Source organism: Pseudoxanthomonas sp. CCNWLW251 (genome assembly GCF_037402255.1).
In the GTDB taxonomy this organism is placed as follows: Bacteria; Pseudomonadota; Gammaproteobacteria; order Xanthomonadales; family Xanthomonadaceae; genus Pseudoxanthomonas_A.
The window spans coordinates 167,515-181,665 of sequence record NZ_JBBEGA010000002.1 but is presented as its reverse complement, the minus strand read 5'-3'; the positions used below and the strand labels follow the sequence as shown (position 1 = coordinate 181,665).

Genomic DNA, 14,151 nt, shown 5'->3' with positions numbered 1-14,151 from the left:
CCGCGATTATCGCATGGACCGGTGCGCGCCCTTCCTGCGCCCGGAACGCGACGGGCCCGGCATGACCGGGCCCGCAGCACTGCTGGAACAGCGGTTACTGGCGGATCCAGGTCTGCGACTTGCAGATGAAGGCGATGCAGCCGGAGACCTCCAGCTTCTTGCCGCCCTCGATCAGTTCCATCTTCGACTTGTACACCTTGCCTTCGTCGGGCTTCAGGATCGTGCCGCCGCTCCATTCGTTGGCACCGTCGGCCTTCATGCCACGGATGATCTCCATGCCGGTGATGGGCTTGTTCTTGCGGTCGTCCTTGCACTTGTCGCAGACCGGATTCGGCTTGCTCGGATTGAGCAGCTCGATGATCCGGCCGCTCAGCGTACCGTTGGCGGCACGGGTGATTTCCACGATGGACTTGGGCTTGCCGGTATCGCTGTCGATGGTCTTCCAGCGCCCGGTCGCGTCGGCAGCGGCGGCCGACAGCGACAGGCCAAGCAACGGAACGGCCAGGCAGGCGGCCAACAGGGTCTTGCGCATGTTCCCCTCCCAGGGATGTCGGTCAGACCCGCCGACGAGGATCGGCGGGGTGGCCTCTTTATACCGCATCCGGTGGGGTATGGAAGACGGGTCGTGCTCGACTTGTTGCCGGAGGTTCCGCAAAAAAAAGCAGAGGCGGCTTTCGCCGCCCCTGCCTGTCACACCGCGATGCGCGGATCGGCCGTCAGAACTTGTAGTTCACACGGGCGAACAGCGAAACGCCGAGGTAGTCGTACTGGGTGGCACTCACCGGTACGTTGCCGTAGCGGTTGTAGCCAGCGGCGGCCGAGATGGTGTCCGGTTCCTTGTTGAACAGGTTGCGGATACCCATCAGGAACGACCACTTCGGCTGTTCATACTGCACCGATACCGTGTGGTAGGTGCGGCTGTCGGCCTTGGTGTCGACAACGGCGTTGGGGTGGCCGAAGTAGGTGTAGCTGCCGGTGGAGGTGAGTGGCGTCAGACGACGGGTGCTGTCGACAAAGTCGATACCCCAGTTGTAGGTCCAGTCTCCGCGTTCCAGCGAGGCGACGAAGTTGCCCACCGTCTTCGGACGACCGATGCCGCCGACGTAGTCGGTGATGTTCGTGCCGCCCGCCAGGGGGCTGTCGAACAGCTGCTCCACGTCTTCCTTCATGTAGGTGACCTGGGATTCCAGCGTCAGCTTGCCGAAGGAGAAGTCGTCCTCGTAGCGCACGAGCAGATCGTAGCCGCGGATCTTCTGCTTGTTGATGTTGATGTAACGCGCGAACACCTCGTCGATCGCGTAGGGCTCCACGGCCGCGTTCCCCGGGTTGCGGGTGAACATGGTGCAGAACTCGTTCGGATAGACATCCGCGCCGTAGCAGCTGCCAACGATGGATTGTGCCGTCAGGGTGCCGACTTGGTCCAGTACTTCGATCTCGAAGTAGTCCAGTGCCACGCTGATGGGCGCGAACTCCGGCGTCCAGATCAGGCCGCCCGTGAAGGCATTGGAGTGTTCCGGCGTGAGCTCGCCGGCACCGCCGCCCTCATACACGGTTGCCGAGCTGGGAGAGCCGTTGTAGTCGTCCGGAATACCGGCCGCATCGCAGTTTGCACGCAGGCGGGGGTTCGAGCTCTCGCCCCACTGGATGCAGGGATCGATGCCGGTCTGGTCCAGGAAGCCCGACTGGTCGCCCAGGTACAGTTCGTACAGGGACGGCGCACGGTAGGACGTACCCTTGGTGGCGCGCAGGCGCAGCGACGGCACGATCTGCCAGCCGAGACCGATCTTCCAGACGCTGTCGCTGTCGCCGACGGAGTCGTAATCGAACCAGCGGGTCGAGGCGTTGAACGTCAGCGACTCGACGCCGGGCAGGCCCTTCAGCAGCGGCACTTCGACTTCGGCGAAGACTTCCTTGACCGAGTCGTCGCCCTTGGTCTGCTGGGCGGACGAAGCGCCCCACAGCAGGCCGTTGGCCGAGTAGTAGCCAGGCTGATCGTCGATGCTGAACTCGCGATACTCCGCACCAACGGCCGTAGCCACGGCACCGGCCGGCAGGTCGAACAGCTCACCGGTCAGCACGCCGGTGAAGACGGTCTGGTCGTACACGGTCTTGCCGGTGTCCATCACGCCGATCAGGCCGACCAGTTCGTCCATGCGGGCGCCGCTGAGGAAGCCCGGGTCGAAGTAGTTGATCGTCGGGGCGTCTTCACCGTAGTTCCAGTCGCCTGTCTTGGAAGCGTCGATCGACAGGTCGCTGTACGTGCCGCTGGAGCGCGAGTACGAGGCATTCACGTCCCACGACCAGGTGTCGGCGAACAGGCCATTGAAGTTGGTGTTGACGTAGTAATAGTCAACCTTCTGGTTGCTGTCTGAGCGGAACGGCATGACCGGCTGCGAGACGCCGGAGGGCGTCGAGGTGTTAACGAAGTCGGGGTCGTTCTGGTAGATGTAGCCCGAGCCGCCGACGATCACCGGGAAGAACTGGCGGAAGCCCTGGTACTTGCTCTCGCGACGGTTCACCAGCAGTTCGGTCTTCCAGTTGACCTCGCCCAGCGAGAAATCGGCCGATAGGTATCCGCTGAAGCGCTCCAGGTCCTGGATGACGTACTGCTCGCCCCAGAACGGGAAGTTGAGCACGTCGGTGTAGCTGGCCTGCGGCGAGTTCGCGTAGGTGGTGCTGACGCGCGGACGATAGCCCGGGATGTTGCCGATGGTCGTGCCATCCCACGAGGGCACGTAGCGTCGGCCGGTCAGGATGTCGTTAACTGTATTGGCGTACAGGTTGCCGCTGGTGCAGCCGCCGAGCGGGGTGCCGGCCAGGATCGAGCGGTCTTCACGGTCGATGCGGTTGCCGTCCTGGTCCCACACCAGGTCTTCGGAGCACTTCAGGAAGTCGCGGTCGCCCACTTTGAGGGGGGACTGTTTGTAGTACTCGCCCGCCAGCGTGATGCTGCCGTTGTCGAAGTTCCAGCCGGTGGCGCCGGAGAAGTTGACGACTTCGCCGCCACCATAGAAGGGCGCGCGGAAACTCACCGAGATTTCCGGAGAGGTGATGTTCTTGCGAGTGATCACGTTCGCCACGCCGGCGACGGCGTCCGAACCGTAGATCGAGGAGGAGCCGTCTTTCAGCAGTTCGATGCGCTGGACGATCGAGGACGGCAGCACGTTCAGGTCGAACGCGCCGACTTGGCCGCGGGTACCGGCGGGACCGGGGCGGTGGCCATTCAGCAACACCAGGCTGCGATTGGGGCCGAGGCCACGCAGCGAGAGCGTCTGCGCACCCACGCCGCCTTCGGTGACGAACGCGCCAAACTGGTGGCTGATCTGGGTGGCGCCAGCGGCAATGCTGGACTTCTGCAGGAACTCGGAGGTTTCCACCTGGCCGAGCGCGACGTTGGTGTCGGCGGTGATGACTTGCACGGGCGACACGGAATCGTATTCGACGCGCTTGATCAGCGAGCCCGTAACCGTGATTTTGTCGAGTTCGACGGCTTCCTTCTTCTTCGCCGGTTCACTCTCCGTTGTCTCGGCCTGTGCCAGTGCATTGCCGCCGTACAGGCAGCCCAGCACTGCGACGAATAGAGGTAGCTTCTTGAAGGCAATGCCTTTCTTTGCTTGCTGCATGAGTTGAATCCCCTAAGAGTCCCGCTAGATGAATGCCCCCCGCGCGCGTTACGTAGGGGTTAAGCGAGTATATGCAGCGTTCATCCTCCTTAGCAACTGAATGTTAGAAACGTGTGACACGTCGTCAGTTCGTGGCGGCCCGGGTGTGATATGAAGGCGGCCGAGGGACCTGAACAGGGGCCGCAGGCATCCAGGCACGGCTATCAGCCGGGTCACGATCAAAAAAAAACCCCGCCGACGGCGGGGTTTTTGACGGTGGTCGGGCTCAGAGGCCGCCAGGGCCGCAATCCTTGGTGAGGAAATCCTCCATCAGGCCCAGCGCCTGCTGCTGGTGTCGGTAGTACCAGGGCATGCTGTGGGGCATATCGGCGATCAGCTCGAACTTGGCAGGCACCTTGCCCTTGACCGCATCGTAGAAGCCGCGGGCATGGAAGGAGGGGGTGCGCACGTCGCGGTCGCCGACGTACAGCAAGACGGGTATGTTGGCCTTGTCCGTGTTCAGCATCGGATCCATGCCCTTGACCGTCCGGCCCTGCAGGATGCGCTGCAAGCGGTTTTCGCTCCACGACCAGCCCAGCTTGGTGAGATCGGTCACGGGCGCGCCGGAGATTGCGCATTGGTAGGGACTGTTCGGGCGCACGACCGCTGCGGCCGCTGCAAACCCGCCGTAGGAATAGCCGAAGATGGCCAGACGCTTGGGGTCAGCGATGCCCTGCTTGACCAGCCAGGCGGCACCATCGTCCTTGTCGTCCTGCATCTTCTGGCCCCATTCGGCGTCACCGGCCAGCCAGAGCTTGCGGCCCAGGCCGCTTGAGCCGCGGTACTGCGGGCGCAGCACGGCGTAGCCGCGGGAGGTAAGGAACGGCACCCAGCCGGAGGCGTCCCAGCCGCCGTAGTCGCGCGCCCAGGGGCCGCCGTGCGGGTGGATGATGGTGGGCAGGGGGCCATCGCTTTCCTTCCAGCCGACGGGCAGATCCAGCAGCGCTGGAATGTTCAGACCATCGCGTGCCGGGTAGGTGACCCAGCGCTGCTCACCGATCTGCTTGGGGTTGATCCACGGACGCTCGTCGCCCAGGTCCACGACGTTCTTGCGGTCGGTCAGCAGGTGGTAGCTCGCTGCACGCTGTGCGCTTTCCGTCGTGAACAGCACCCGGGACAGGTCGTTGTTGTAGCCCGTGATGGCGACGGTCTGGCCCGGATAGGCCTTCTTTAGGCCGGCATGGATGCCGCCGAGATCGGGGTCGACGTACGTCGCCTCCGGCTCCGGGCCATCCACGACGAAACCGAGCACACGGTTGAAGTTGCTGGGTTGCGAGCCGAGGATCAGCCGGCTGATCGAGAACTGGGGGTGCGCCAGCAGGGGTTCGCTGTCGAACTTGCGTGAGGCTGGGTCGTACATCCATGCCTGCACTTGGTCGGAGAACAGGTCGGTGAGGACGTAGAACTTGCCCGTTTGCTCATCAATGCCGACGATGTCGACGGCATGGCGTTCGCTGAGTTTGGTGGTGAGCGGTGCGTGGACTTCGAACTCGCCGGCCTTGTTGCGGATCAGCACGCGCTGCTCGTACTCGCCAGGCGAGATGGGTTCCAGCTGCGTGCGCGTCAGCAGTTCGCCATTACGGGGATTGAAGAGGCCAGGGCTGGTGCGGCTGTTGGAGCGGAACAAAAGCGTGGTATCGCCTGTGCGCAGGTTGTAGAGATAGTAAGCCCCGCTGAGGGATAGCCCGCTCATCTGCGAGATGATGACGTTGTCGGGATCCAGTGGCAGCGTATGCACGAGATTGGCGGTGCCCGCGATCTCGAGGCAGCGTTCCAGCTCCTCGCTCACGCCCAGGCGGCGGGTCTTGTCGGCAAAAGCCTCTTCGAATTTCTGCTGCTTCACGTCGGTCAGGTAGGGCTTTACGACGAATGTCTTGGTCGCCCCGACGTTGCCGCCCTCGCCGCAGCCGCCCAGTTGTCCGGTCCACTCCTGCCGGCCCAGCACGAGGACACGATTGGCTTTCATGGCGTTGGCGGCAATGAACTTCATGCGGTCGCCCGAGGGCGTGATGACGGAGCCGGCCTTCAGATCGTCCAAGTTCCAGGTCGCCAGTCCGGTCTCCTGGTTCTTTGAGTCAGGCATGGAGACGATGGCGACGAGGTTCTTCCCGTCGGTACTCATCGAGACTGACTGGATGTTCGGCAGGCGCGCGAACGAGTCGATCGGGATCGCATCGCGTGCGGTGGCGGTCCCGGTCAGCAGCATCAGCGACGCAGCGATTGAACGTATTTTCCAATTTCTCATGGTTGGCTCGTACCCCTGTTTCGTGCTCTTAGTGAAGGCGCCAAGCGCGCATCGCAGCGTATTGCGGCCCCCCGATGCTGAACGCATTGTTCATCCTTTGGTGTGCCAGCCAGAGTAGTGCAGCTAGGTCGAGCTGGAAAGCCCCCCTGCAGGCGAGTATGAGAAGATGCCGCGTCGCCGCATAAGGTCCGACGGATGTGACAGTGCCGCGGGCCGCGGCGATTGCTCACCTACTGGAAAAACGTCGATGTCTGTCCGAGCCCACGCCGTCCAAGCCAACCTCTCCCCCCACCCCCGCGTCCGCAACGTCATCGCAGTCGGCTCCGGCAAGGGTGGGGTGGGGAAATCCACCACGGCGGTGAACCTGGCCCTGGCGCTGGCTGCCGACGGGGCGCGGGTCGGTGTGCTGGATGCCGACGTCTACGGACCCAGCGTGCCGGCCATGCTGGGCCTGTCGGGGCGGCCGGACAGCCCGGACAACAAATCGATCGAGCCGATGCGGGCGTTCGGGGTGGAGGCCATGTCCATCGGGCTGCTGGTGGATCAGGACACCCCCATGATCTGGCGCGGACCGATGGCTACGTCGGCGCTGATGCAGTTGTTCAACGACACTCTCTGGGGCGATCTGGACTATCTGCTGATCGACCTGCCGCCGGGTACCGGCGACATCCAGCTGACGCTGGCGCAGAAGATCCCGGTCGCGGGGGCCGTCATCGTGACCACGCCCCAGGACATCGCGACGCTGGACGCCAAGAAGGCGCTGAAGATGTTCGAGAAGGTCGAAGTGCCGGTGCTGGGTATCGTCGAGAACATGGCCGTCCACACCTGTTCGAACTGTGGCCACGTGGAGCACCTGTTCGGCCAGGGCGGCGGCGAGCGGATGGCGGCGCAGTACGGCGTGCCGCTGCTGGGGTCCTTGCCGCTGGACATCGCCATCCGCGAGCAAGGGGATGCCGGGCGGCCTGTCGTCGTGGCCGCACCGGATTCGCCTGCGGCACAGGCTTACCGGCAGACCGCGCGGGTCATGGCGGCGACGCTCGCGCTCAGGCCGCGGGCGTCCGTGCCCATCACTTCGTCGCTGGTCTAGGGCCAGCCGAAGACGGCGGGCCGGGGCCCGCCCTACAATTCCCCGTCCGTCGCGCGCCGCCCGCGCGACCTTTGCCCCTCAGACCAGGATTTGCATGAGCATCAAGAGCGACCGTTGGATCCGCCGCATGGCCGAACAGCAAGGCATGATCGAACCGTTCGAGCCGGGGCAGGTGAAGCAAGTCAACGGCGAACGGATCGTCAGCTACGGCACCTCCAGCTACGGCTATGACGTGCGCTGCTCGCGCGAATTCAAGGTGTTCACCAACATCAATTCCACCATCGTCGACCCCAAGCACTTCGACCCGAAGAGCTTCGTGGACATCGAAGCCGACGAGTGCATCATCCCGCCGAACAGCTTCGCGCTGGCACGCACGGTGGAGTTCTTTCGCATCCCTCGCGACACACTGGTGGTCTGCCTGGGCAAGAGCACCTACGCGCGCTGCGGCATCATCGTCAACGTCACCCCGCTGGAGCCGGAGTGGGAAGGCCACGTGACGCTGGAGTTCAGCAACACGACGCCGCTGCCGGCACGCATCTACGCCAATGAAGGCGTGGCGCAGATGCTGTTCTTCCAGTCCGACGCCGACGATGTCTGCGAGACCAGCTACAAGGACCGTGGCGGCAAGTACCAGGGCCAGACCGGCGTGACGCTGCCGCGCACCTGAGCGTCTCTCGATCACGTTGAAAGGAAGCAGCATGCAGACACCGCCGCAGATGCCGCAAGATCCCTACCACGCTCCCGACGCCGATGTTGCCGGTCCGCACGGCGCGGGGGCACCGGATTCCGATTTGCGCTGGCTACGGTTGGCCGCCGTGCTGATCGATGGCTGCATCGGGCTCGTGGCGATCGTGCCGCTGATGTTTGTCGGAGGCTACTGGCAGGCGGCATTCGAAGCGGGACGGTCCGGTGGTCTCGGGCTGATGCCGCTTGGTACGACGCTGCTATGGGCCGTGATTGGCTTTGTCGTGTTCGTGCTCATCCAGGGTTACCCCTTGCACGCGACGGGCCAGACCTGGGGCAAGAAGCTGCTGTCCGTCAGGATCGTCGATCTGCAGGGCAACAAGCCTTCGTTGGTGGACCTGTTGGTGAAGCGCTACCTGCCGACGCAAGCCATCGCCAATATCCCGTGCCTGGGAATGCTGTACGTGCTGGTCGATTCGCTGATGATCTTCCGCCAGGACCAGCGCTGTCTGCACGACCTGATCGCGGGCACGCGCGTCATCCGCGCCAACTGATAGAACGTCGTCGCGTCAGTGCTCCGCGCCGGCCGCAAGGCGGGCATCCATGCGTGTATTCAGCGCCACCTTCACGGCAAGACGGAGCGCTTCGGTCACCGTCTCCACCGCCACACTGGGTGTGCCGGGATGCATGGATGCCTGGGCAGGCGAGTAGGGGATGTGGATGAAGCCCGCGCGGACGATGCGTTGGCGCCGCAGCGCATGCATTAGTCCGTAGAACACGTGGTTGCAGACGTAGGTGCCGGCGGTCTGCGAAACCTCCGCTGGAAATCCCGCTGCGTTCAGCGCGTGGCGCATGGCTTTGACCGGTAGCGTCGAAAAGTAGGCGGCCGGACCCTCCGCGACCACCGGCACATCGACCGGTTGCTGGCCCGTATTGTCGGGAATGCGTGCATCGTCGATGTTGATCGCGACGCGCTCGAGCGAGAGCTGCGCGCGACCGCCGGCCTGGCCGACGCAGATCACCAGCGCAGGGCGCATGTCCCTGAGCGCGGCGCGCAGCGCTTTCAGCGACGCGCCGAACGCGACCGGCAACTCGCGCGCCACCACACGATGCCCGGCGATGCGCGTGCCGTGCAGCGCGGACACCGCCTGCCAGCTGGGATTGACCTGTTCACCACCGAACGGCTGGAAGCCGGTCAGCAGCACAGTGCGCGTCATCATCATCGGATATCCCGGCGGCGGAGGATCAGCGGAAACACAGCCATGCCATCAACAGCACGTTGGTGCCCATCAGCCACAGTCCGGTGGCGGCCTGCGCGCGGATCACGCCGTACTGGTCGTCCAGCCCCAGCAGCACCGCCGGCACGATGTTGAAGTTGGCGGCCATCGGCGTCAGCAGCGTGCCGCAATAGCCCGTCAGCATGCCGATCGCCCCCAGGATGGCCGGGTCGGCACCATGCCGTTGCACCAGCAGCGGCAGGCCGATGCCGGCCATCATCACCGGGAACGCGGCAAACGCATTGCCCATGATCACGGTGAACACCACCATGCCCAGCGCGAAGGCCAGCAGGCAGGCCATGCGGCTGTCGGCGGGAATCACCATCGAGACCAGCGATGCCACCGCTTCGCCCACGCCACTGGCCGCGAATACGCCGCCCAGGGTCGCCAGTACGAGCGGCAGCAGCGCCGCCCAGCCCAACGTGTCCAGCAGCCGCCGGCCTTCGTCTGCGGCCTGCAACGCACGCTGGCGCGTCACCACCACCGCCGCGAGCGCGGAGACCGTGCAGGCCAATGCCAGCCCGGTCAGCGTGAGGCCGGTGGAAGCGAACAGCGGTGTTCCGCCAAGCGATACGTGCGGCCCGGCCACCACCACCAGGATGGTCAGCGCGGGTATCAGCAGCGCGGGCAGGAACAGGCGGTGTCCCAGCCGCAGCGCGGAGGCGAGGCGCTCGGCTTCGGGTGCTTCATCCTGCGGTTCCCGGCGCATGCGCGTGGCCAGCAGCGCGAGCGCGATGACCGCGGCACCGGCCAGCTGCGCGGGCAGCGGGTCGCCGGCCTTGCTTGCGCGCAGTACGTGTCCGCCACCCGCGAACAGCAGCGCGATCAGGCCCCAGAACGCGGCGTGCGCATACCGGTGCTGGCGGAGGTTCCGCCACCCTGCGTAGGCCAGGAAGGCCGCCAGCAGCAGGTAGAACTGGTCAATCGACAGCATCGCTGCGCTCCTTCGGCACGGCGTGGCGATCCAGCCGGCGCTGGAACAGCACGATGCGCACCGCGTGGATGACGAATGCGGCAATCGCCGTCGGCAGCGCCCACAGCGCGATCTGCAGCGGCTCCAGCACGATGCCGTGCTGGGCATAGAAGCCCTGGATCAGCAGCACCGCGCCGAACGCCAGGAAGACGTCCTCACCAAAGAATCGGCCGATGTTGTCGGTGGCGGCGGCCATCGCATGCACGCGTTGCGCTTCCTCGCGCTGCAGGGGCGCGCGGGTCTTTTCCGCGGCCGATTCGGCCATGGGGGCCAGCAGCGGGCGCACGGTCTGCGCATGGCCGGCGATGTCGATCAGCCCGACCATGCTGAGTCCCTGGCGCACCAGCAGGTAGCCCGCCAGCAGCCGCGACAGTGTCAGCCCGCGCAGCCCCGCGATCCAGCGCAGCGCGTGCTCGCGCAGACCGGCGCGTTCCAGCAGTCCGATGGTGGGCAGGGTCAGCGCGAACATCAGCAGCGCGCGATTGGAGACGAAACTTTCTCCCAGCAAGGCCAGCAGTTCGGGGATCGACTTGCCGGCGGCCACGCCGCTGACCAGCCCCGCGCCGACCACCACGATCACCGGGTTGAAGCGCAGCACGAAGCCCACGACCACCACCGCGATGCCCAGCAATGGCCAGTAGCTCATGCGCGACGCTCCATGGCGCGGACCGTGAAACCGGCGGCCTCGATGGCTTCGCGCAGCGCACGCGCGAAAGTCGCGGCGTCGGCGCGGTCGCCATGCAGGCAGATGCTGTCGGCGCGCAAGGGCAGGGCAGGGCCAGTGCGCGTGACCACTTCACCATCCCGCAGCATCCGCGTGACCTGCGCCACCGATGCTTCGACGGAAGGCAGGCATGCATCGGCATGGGTGCGCGGCGTCAGGCTGGCATCGGATTCGTAGCGGCGCTCGGCGAAGGCTTCATGCGCAACCTTCAGGCCCAGTCGTTCACCGGCGGCAGTGAGCGCGCTGCCGGAAAGTCCGTACAGCACCAGGCCGGGATCGTGGTCGTACACGGCCTGCGCGATGGCGTCGGCGAGCGCTTCATCCTGCGCTGCCTGGTTGTACAGCGCGCCATGCGGCTTGACGTGGTGCAGGCGCCCACCGGCGGCACGCACGAAGCCATCCAGCGCCGCCACCTGGTACAGGGTGAGCGCGTATGCGGTGGCAGGCTCGATCGCATGCGGGATGCGGCCGAAGTTGGCGCGGTCCGCATGCGACGGGTGCGCGCCGATCGCCACGCCGTTGGCCAGGCACAGCGCCACGGTCTTCTGCATGGTGAGCGGCGACCCGGCATGGAAGCCGCAGGCGATGCTGGCCGAACTGATGAAGGGCAGGAGCGCGGCATCATCCCCGCAGTCCTCGCCCAGGTCGCAGTTGAAATCGATGTCGCGCGTTGCGTGCATGCGTTGAGCGTACCCCAGGCTTACAGGCGTTGTGCGATGGCCAGCCGCAATCGCGCCAGCCGGTGCTGGTACCCGAGCGCGAGTGCGCGGGCTTGCCGCAGGTCGATAGGTTCGAAGTGGACGGATTCGCCGGGGCGCAGCTGTGCCGCCCGGCCCAGGTCGCAGGCAACCACATGGCCCAGGCGCGGGTAACCGCCCACCGTCTGTGCATCGGCGAGCAGCAGGATCGGCTGCCCGTCGGGAGGAAGTTGCAGTGTGCCGACCGCCACCGGCTCGGAGATGCCGCTGCCGTCCTGGGCTTCAAGCGGTGTCCCGTCCAGTCGAAGACCCTGCCGGTTGCTGTTCGGATGGACGCGCCAGCGCTGCGTGCCGAGCGCCGACGCTGCTGCGTGATGCAACGGGACATAGCGCAGCACGTGCCGATCCACGGTCCACGGATCGTCGGGATCTATCCACCAGGCAGGAAACCGCGGCTGCGGAGCGGCAGCATGTGCGCTGCCGGCAGGCAACAGGTCGCCAGCACGCAAAGCACGCCCTTCATGACCGCCGAAGCCGCCGCGCAGGTCGGTGCTGCGGCTGCCCAGCGTCGGTGCGACATCCATGCCGCCGGTCATCGCCAGCCAGGTGCGTGCGCCGTCGCGTACCGCGCCCAGTTTCAACTCTCCGGCCGGCACATGGATCGGTCGACCCATCGGCAAAGGCAGGTCATTCCACGAGGCCTGCACGTGTGCGCCCACCAGTGCGATGAGGGAGGGGCGGGGCAGGTGAAGGCGTGGCCCCTGCAGTACGATCTCCAGCCCCGCGCAGGATTCCGCATTGCCGACCAGCCGGTTGGCCAGTGCGAGCGCAGACGGATCCAGTGCGCCGGCGCGCGCAACGCCCAGGTGACGCCAGCCGGTGCGGCCCTGGTCCTGCACGGTGGTCTGCACACCCGGTGACAGCACTTCCCAGCGGCTCATGCGGCACCCGCCAGCGCGGCGAAGGCTTGCGCATCGATCGGCACGAAGCGGACCTCATCACCCGGCAGCAGCAACGAGGGCGCATCGCGCAGCGCATCGAACAGCACCAGTGGCGTGCGTCCGAGCAGGCGCCAGCCACCGGGGCTCGCATGCGGATAGATGCCGGTCTGCGCGCCGCCCACGGCCACGGAACCGGCGGGTACGCGTGCGCGCGGCGTCGCCATTCGCGGCAGCGCGAGCGCGGGATCCAGGCCCAGCAGGTAGGGGAATCCCGGCGCGAAGCCGATCATTGCGACGCGATAGAGCGGTGCGCTGTGGCGCGCGATCAGCTCGGCTTCCGCCAGCCCGAGTTCACGTGCGGCCGCTGCGAGGTCCTCGCCGAAACCGGCGCCGTAGCACACCGGAATTTCGTGCAGCGTAGGCGTCGCATTCTCGAGGGGCGACGGCGGATCCGACCACCCGGCCACGGCCTGCGCGATCACCTCACGGGGATCCTCGCCCGGCATGTACGCGCTGTCGAAAAACACGCCGAGGCTGGCGTAGGCCGGCACCAGGTCGCGCAGCCATGCGGGTGCCAGGCGGCGCAGATGAAGGGCCAGCGCATGCACGCGCTGGTTGGTGGCGCCGTCGATGCCATCGCCGAAGCGCACCAGCAGCGCATCGTCACCCAGCAGTTCGATCAGGGGGGCGCTCATCGCAGCCGCTGCTGCCAGCGGGCAACCTCGTCAGCCAATGCCCCGGGGGCGTGCCGGACCGCCGCGCCGCTGCCCCACACCGGCCCCGGCCATGCCGCATCGCCCTCATGCCGTCCGACCAGGTGGACGTGCAGTTGCCGCACGATGTTGCCGAGTGCACCAATGTTGAGCTTCTGCACGCCATCCTGAGCACGGATCAGGTGGCCCGCCTGATTGATCTCGGCCAGCAGCAGGCGTTGCTGGCCGCCGTCCAGTTCCAGCCATTCGGTGACGTCTGCGACGCGCGGCACCAGCACCAGCCAGGGGAAACGCATGTCGTCCATCAGCCGGACTTGCGACAGCGGGCCGTCGGCGATGAAAACACTGTCGGCGGCCAATCGCGGGTCGAGGACGAAGTCGCTCATGAAAGGTGGGTCCTGAAGAAATCGAGCGTGCGCTGGCGCGCCCTCTGGGCACTGGCGGGATCATAGTCGGCGCGCAGGTCGCAGTTGAACCCGTGTCCGGCGGGGTAGGTATGCACGGCCATCTGCGGAAGGGCGTCGCGATGCGCCTGCACCATGTCCGGTGGGATGGAGGCATCCTGTTCGCCGAAATGGAACATCACCGCTGCGCGGGGCGTCTCACCCAGGAACGGCAGGTTGCGCGCGCCGTAATAGCTGACAGACGGCAGGCCCAGCCGCAGCGCGGCGAGCAGCGCGACCGTACCGCCCCAGCAATAGCCCACGCTGCCGATCCTGCCCTGGCCCGCCAGCGCATCGGCCGCGGCGCGGGTGATGTCGGATGCGCGCTCCAGGCCCAATGCACCGATCAGGACCTTGCCGCGCGCGATGCCGTCGGCATCGTAGTCCAGTTCCACGCCGTGCTCGACCGGGTCGAAGTAGGCAGGTGCCAGCGCGACATAGCTGTCGCGCGCAAATCCTTCGGCCACGGTGCGGATATGCGGATTGACGCCGAAGATCTCCTGCACCACGACCAGCGCGCCGCGCGGTGTTCCCTGAGGATCGGCCCGCCAGGCATGGATGCGGCCATGCGGGGAATCGAAATGGGTCCAGTAGCCCATGCATGCGGTCCGGTCGTGGGGAACGGGACAGTGTAGGGCGCGCGCGGCGGGGCTGTGTGCCGGGGCTGGCTGAACGCTCCAGCCCTGGCCGCCGGTGGCCGGAGG

Annotated in this window: 14 protein-coding genes; 3 read left to right on the top strand and 11 right to left on the bottom strand. The window is 66.1% G+C overall.

Annotated features, from left to right (window positions below):
• Positions 1 to 94: 94 nt before the first annotated feature.
• From WBN46_RS07770 to WBN46_RS07760, 3 genes are all read right to left on the bottom strand, one after another.
• The gene (locus WBN46_RS07770; RefSeq protein WP_192201453.1) at positions 95 to 532 is read right to left on the bottom strand and encodes a DUF2147 domain-containing protein; all 438 of its coding nucleotides are present in this window, start codon (positions 530 to 532) and stop codon (positions 95 to 97) included.
• Positions 533 to 716: 184 nt separating this feature from the next.
• Positions 717 to 3,623 (bottom strand): TonB-dependent receptor, encoded by a 2,907-nt coding sequence (locus WBN46_RS07765; RefSeq protein ID WP_337731046.1) that lies wholly within the window; start codon positions 3,621 to 3,623, stop codon positions 717 to 719.
• Positions 3,624 to 3,888: 265 nt separating this feature from the next.
• Positions 3,889 to 5,868, bottom strand: a complete 1,980-nt coding sequence (locus tag WBN46_RS07760; RefSeq protein ID WP_337731892.1) for a prolyl oligopeptidase family serine peptidase — start codon at positions 5,866 to 5,868, stop codon at positions 3,889 to 3,891.
• A 286-nt stretch (positions 5,869 to 6,154) separates the two neighbouring features.
• Between WBN46_RS07760 and apbC the strand changes: the two genes are divergently transcribed.
• From apbC to WBN46_RS07745, 3 genes are all read left to right on the top strand, one after another.
• Positions 6,155 to 6,994 (top strand): iron-sulfur cluster carrier protein ApbC, encoded by an 840-nt coding sequence (gene apbC / locus WBN46_RS07755; protein WP_337731045.1) that lies wholly within the window; start codon positions 6,155 to 6,157, stop codon positions 6,992 to 6,994.
• A gap of 94 nt (positions 6,995 to 7,088) precedes the next feature.
• Positions 7,089 to 7,661 (top strand): dCTP deaminase, encoded by a 573-nt coding sequence (dcd, locus tag WBN46_RS07750; protein WP_062353420.1) that lies wholly within the window; start codon positions 7,089 to 7,091, stop codon positions 7,659 to 7,661.
• A gap of 31 nt (positions 7,662 to 7,692) precedes the next feature.
• Positions 7,693 to 8,232, top strand: a complete 540-nt coding sequence (locus WBN46_RS07745; protein WP_337731044.1) for an RDD family protein — start codon at positions 7,693 to 7,695, stop codon at positions 8,230 to 8,232.
• Positions 8,233 to 8,247: 15 nt separating this feature from the next.
• Here WBN46_RS07745 and pcp read toward each other — a convergent pair whose 3' ends face one another.
• The 8 genes from pcp to WBN46_RS07705 are packed head-to-tail and all read right to left on the bottom strand — an operon-like array spanning position 8,248 to position 14,046.
• Positions 8,248 to 8,898 (bottom strand): pyroglutamyl-peptidase I, encoded by a 651-nt coding sequence (gene pcp, locus WBN46_RS07740; protein ID WP_337731043.1) that lies wholly within the window; start codon positions 8,896 to 8,898, stop codon positions 8,248 to 8,250.
• A gap of 25 nt (positions 8,899 to 8,923) precedes the next feature.
• Entirely contained in the window at positions 8,924 to 9,889 is a 966-nt protein-coding gene (locus tag WBN46_RS07735; protein WP_337731042.1) for a DUF979 family protein, read from the bottom strand.
• Positions 9,876 to 10,574, bottom strand: coding sequence for a DUF969 domain-containing protein (locus tag WBN46_RS07730; protein ID WP_337731041.1), 699 nt, complete (start codon positions 10,572 to 10,574; stop codon positions 9,876 to 9,878). The genes WBN46_RS07735 and WBN46_RS07730 overlap by 14 nt, the downstream gene beginning before the upstream one ends.
• Positions 10,571 to 11,332, bottom strand: coding sequence for a 5-oxoprolinase subunit PxpA (locus WBN46_RS07725; RefSeq protein WP_337731040.1), 762 nt, complete (start codon positions 11,330 to 11,332; stop codon positions 10,571 to 10,573). Before WBN46_RS07725 ends, WBN46_RS07730 begins: the two co-directional genes overlap by 4 nt.
• A 20-nt stretch (positions 11,333 to 11,352) precedes the next feature.
• The gene (locus WBN46_RS07720; RefSeq protein ID WP_337731039.1) at positions 11,353 to 12,291 is read right to left on the bottom strand and encodes a biotin-dependent carboxyltransferase family protein; all 939 of its coding nucleotides are present in this window, start codon (positions 12,289 to 12,291) and stop codon (positions 11,353 to 11,355) included.
• Positions 12,288 to 12,986 carry a 5-oxoprolinase subunit PxpB gene (gene pxpB, locus WBN46_RS07715; protein ID WP_337731038.1) on the bottom strand — a complete coding sequence of 233 codons (699 nt, stop codon included), beginning with the start codon at positions 12,984 to 12,986 and terminating at the stop codon, positions 12,288 to 12,290. The genes WBN46_RS07720 and pxpB overlap by 4 nt, the downstream gene beginning before the upstream one ends.
• Positions 12,983 to 13,390: an HIT family protein gene (locus WBN46_RS07710; protein WP_337731037.1), complete on the bottom strand. Its 408-nt coding sequence runs from the start codon at positions 13,388 to 13,390 to the stop codon at positions 12,983 to 12,985. The genes pxpB and WBN46_RS07710 overlap by 4 nt, the downstream gene beginning before the upstream one ends.
• Positions 13,387 to 14,046, bottom strand: a complete 660-nt coding sequence (locus tag WBN46_RS07705) for a dienelactone hydrolase family protein (RefSeq protein ID WP_337731036.1) — start codon at positions 14,044 to 14,046, stop codon at positions 13,387 to 13,389. The genes WBN46_RS07710 and WBN46_RS07705 overlap by 4 nt, the downstream gene beginning before the upstream one ends.
• Positions 14,047 to 14,151: the final 105 nt, after the last annotated feature.

Excerpts from the sequence above, each read along its gene's own strand:
- WBN46_RS07730 (WP_337731041.1), bottom strand. The coding sequence starts at position 10,574 with ATGAGCTACTGGCCATTGCTGGGCATCGCGGTGGTGGTCGTGGGCTTC.
- WBN46_RS07710 (WP_337731037.1), bottom strand. The coding sequence starts at position 13,390 with ATGAGCGACTTCGTCCTCGACCCGCGATTGGCCGCCGACAGTGTTTTC.
- pxpB (WP_337731038.1), bottom strand. The coding sequence starts at position 12,986 with ATGAGCGCCCCCCTGATCGAACTGCTGGGTGACGATGCGCTGCTGGTG.
- WBN46_RS07745 (WP_337731044.1), top strand. The coding sequence starts at position 7,693 with ATGCAGACACCGCCGCAGATGCCGCAAGATCCCTACCACGCTCCCGAC.
- WBN46_RS07725 (WP_337731040.1), bottom strand. The coding sequence starts at position 11,332 with ATGCACGCAACGCGCGACATCGATTTCAACTGCGACCTGGGCGAGGAC.
- pcp (WP_337731043.1), bottom strand. The coding sequence starts at position 8,898 with ATGATGACGCGCACTGTGCTGCTGACCGGCTTCCAGCCGTTCGGTGGT.
- WBN46_RS07770 (WP_192201453.1), bottom strand. The coding sequence starts at position 532 with ATGCGCAAGACCCTGTTGGCCGCCTGCCTGGCCGTTCCGTTGCTTGGC.
- WBN46_RS07765 (WP_337731046.1), bottom strand. The coding sequence starts at position 3,623 with ATGCAGCAAGCAAAGAAAGGCATTGCCTTCAAGAAGCTACCTCTATTC.
- WBN46_RS07760 (WP_337731892.1), bottom strand. The coding sequence starts at position 5,868 with ATGCTGCTGACCGGGACCGCCACCGCACGCGATGCGATCCCGATCGAC.
- WBN46_RS07735 (WP_337731042.1), bottom strand. The coding sequence starts at position 9,889 with ATGCTGTCGATTGACCAGTTCTACCTGCTGCTGGCGGCCTTCCTGGCC.
- dcd (WP_062353420.1), top strand. The coding sequence starts at position 7,089 with ATGAGCATCAAGAGCGACCGTTGGATCCGCCGCATGGCCGAACAGCAA.
- WBN46_RS07720 (WP_337731039.1), bottom strand. The coding sequence starts at position 12,291 with ATGAGCCGCTGGGAAGTGCTGTCACCGGGTGTGCAGACCACCGTGCAG.
- WBN46_RS07705 (WP_337731036.1), bottom strand. The coding sequence starts at position 14,046 with ATGGGCTACTGGACCCATTTCGATTCCCCGCATGGCCGCATCCATGCC.
- apbC (WP_337731045.1), top strand. The coding sequence starts at position 6,155 with ATGTCTGTCCGAGCCCACGCCGTCCAAGCCAACCTCTCCCCCCACCCC.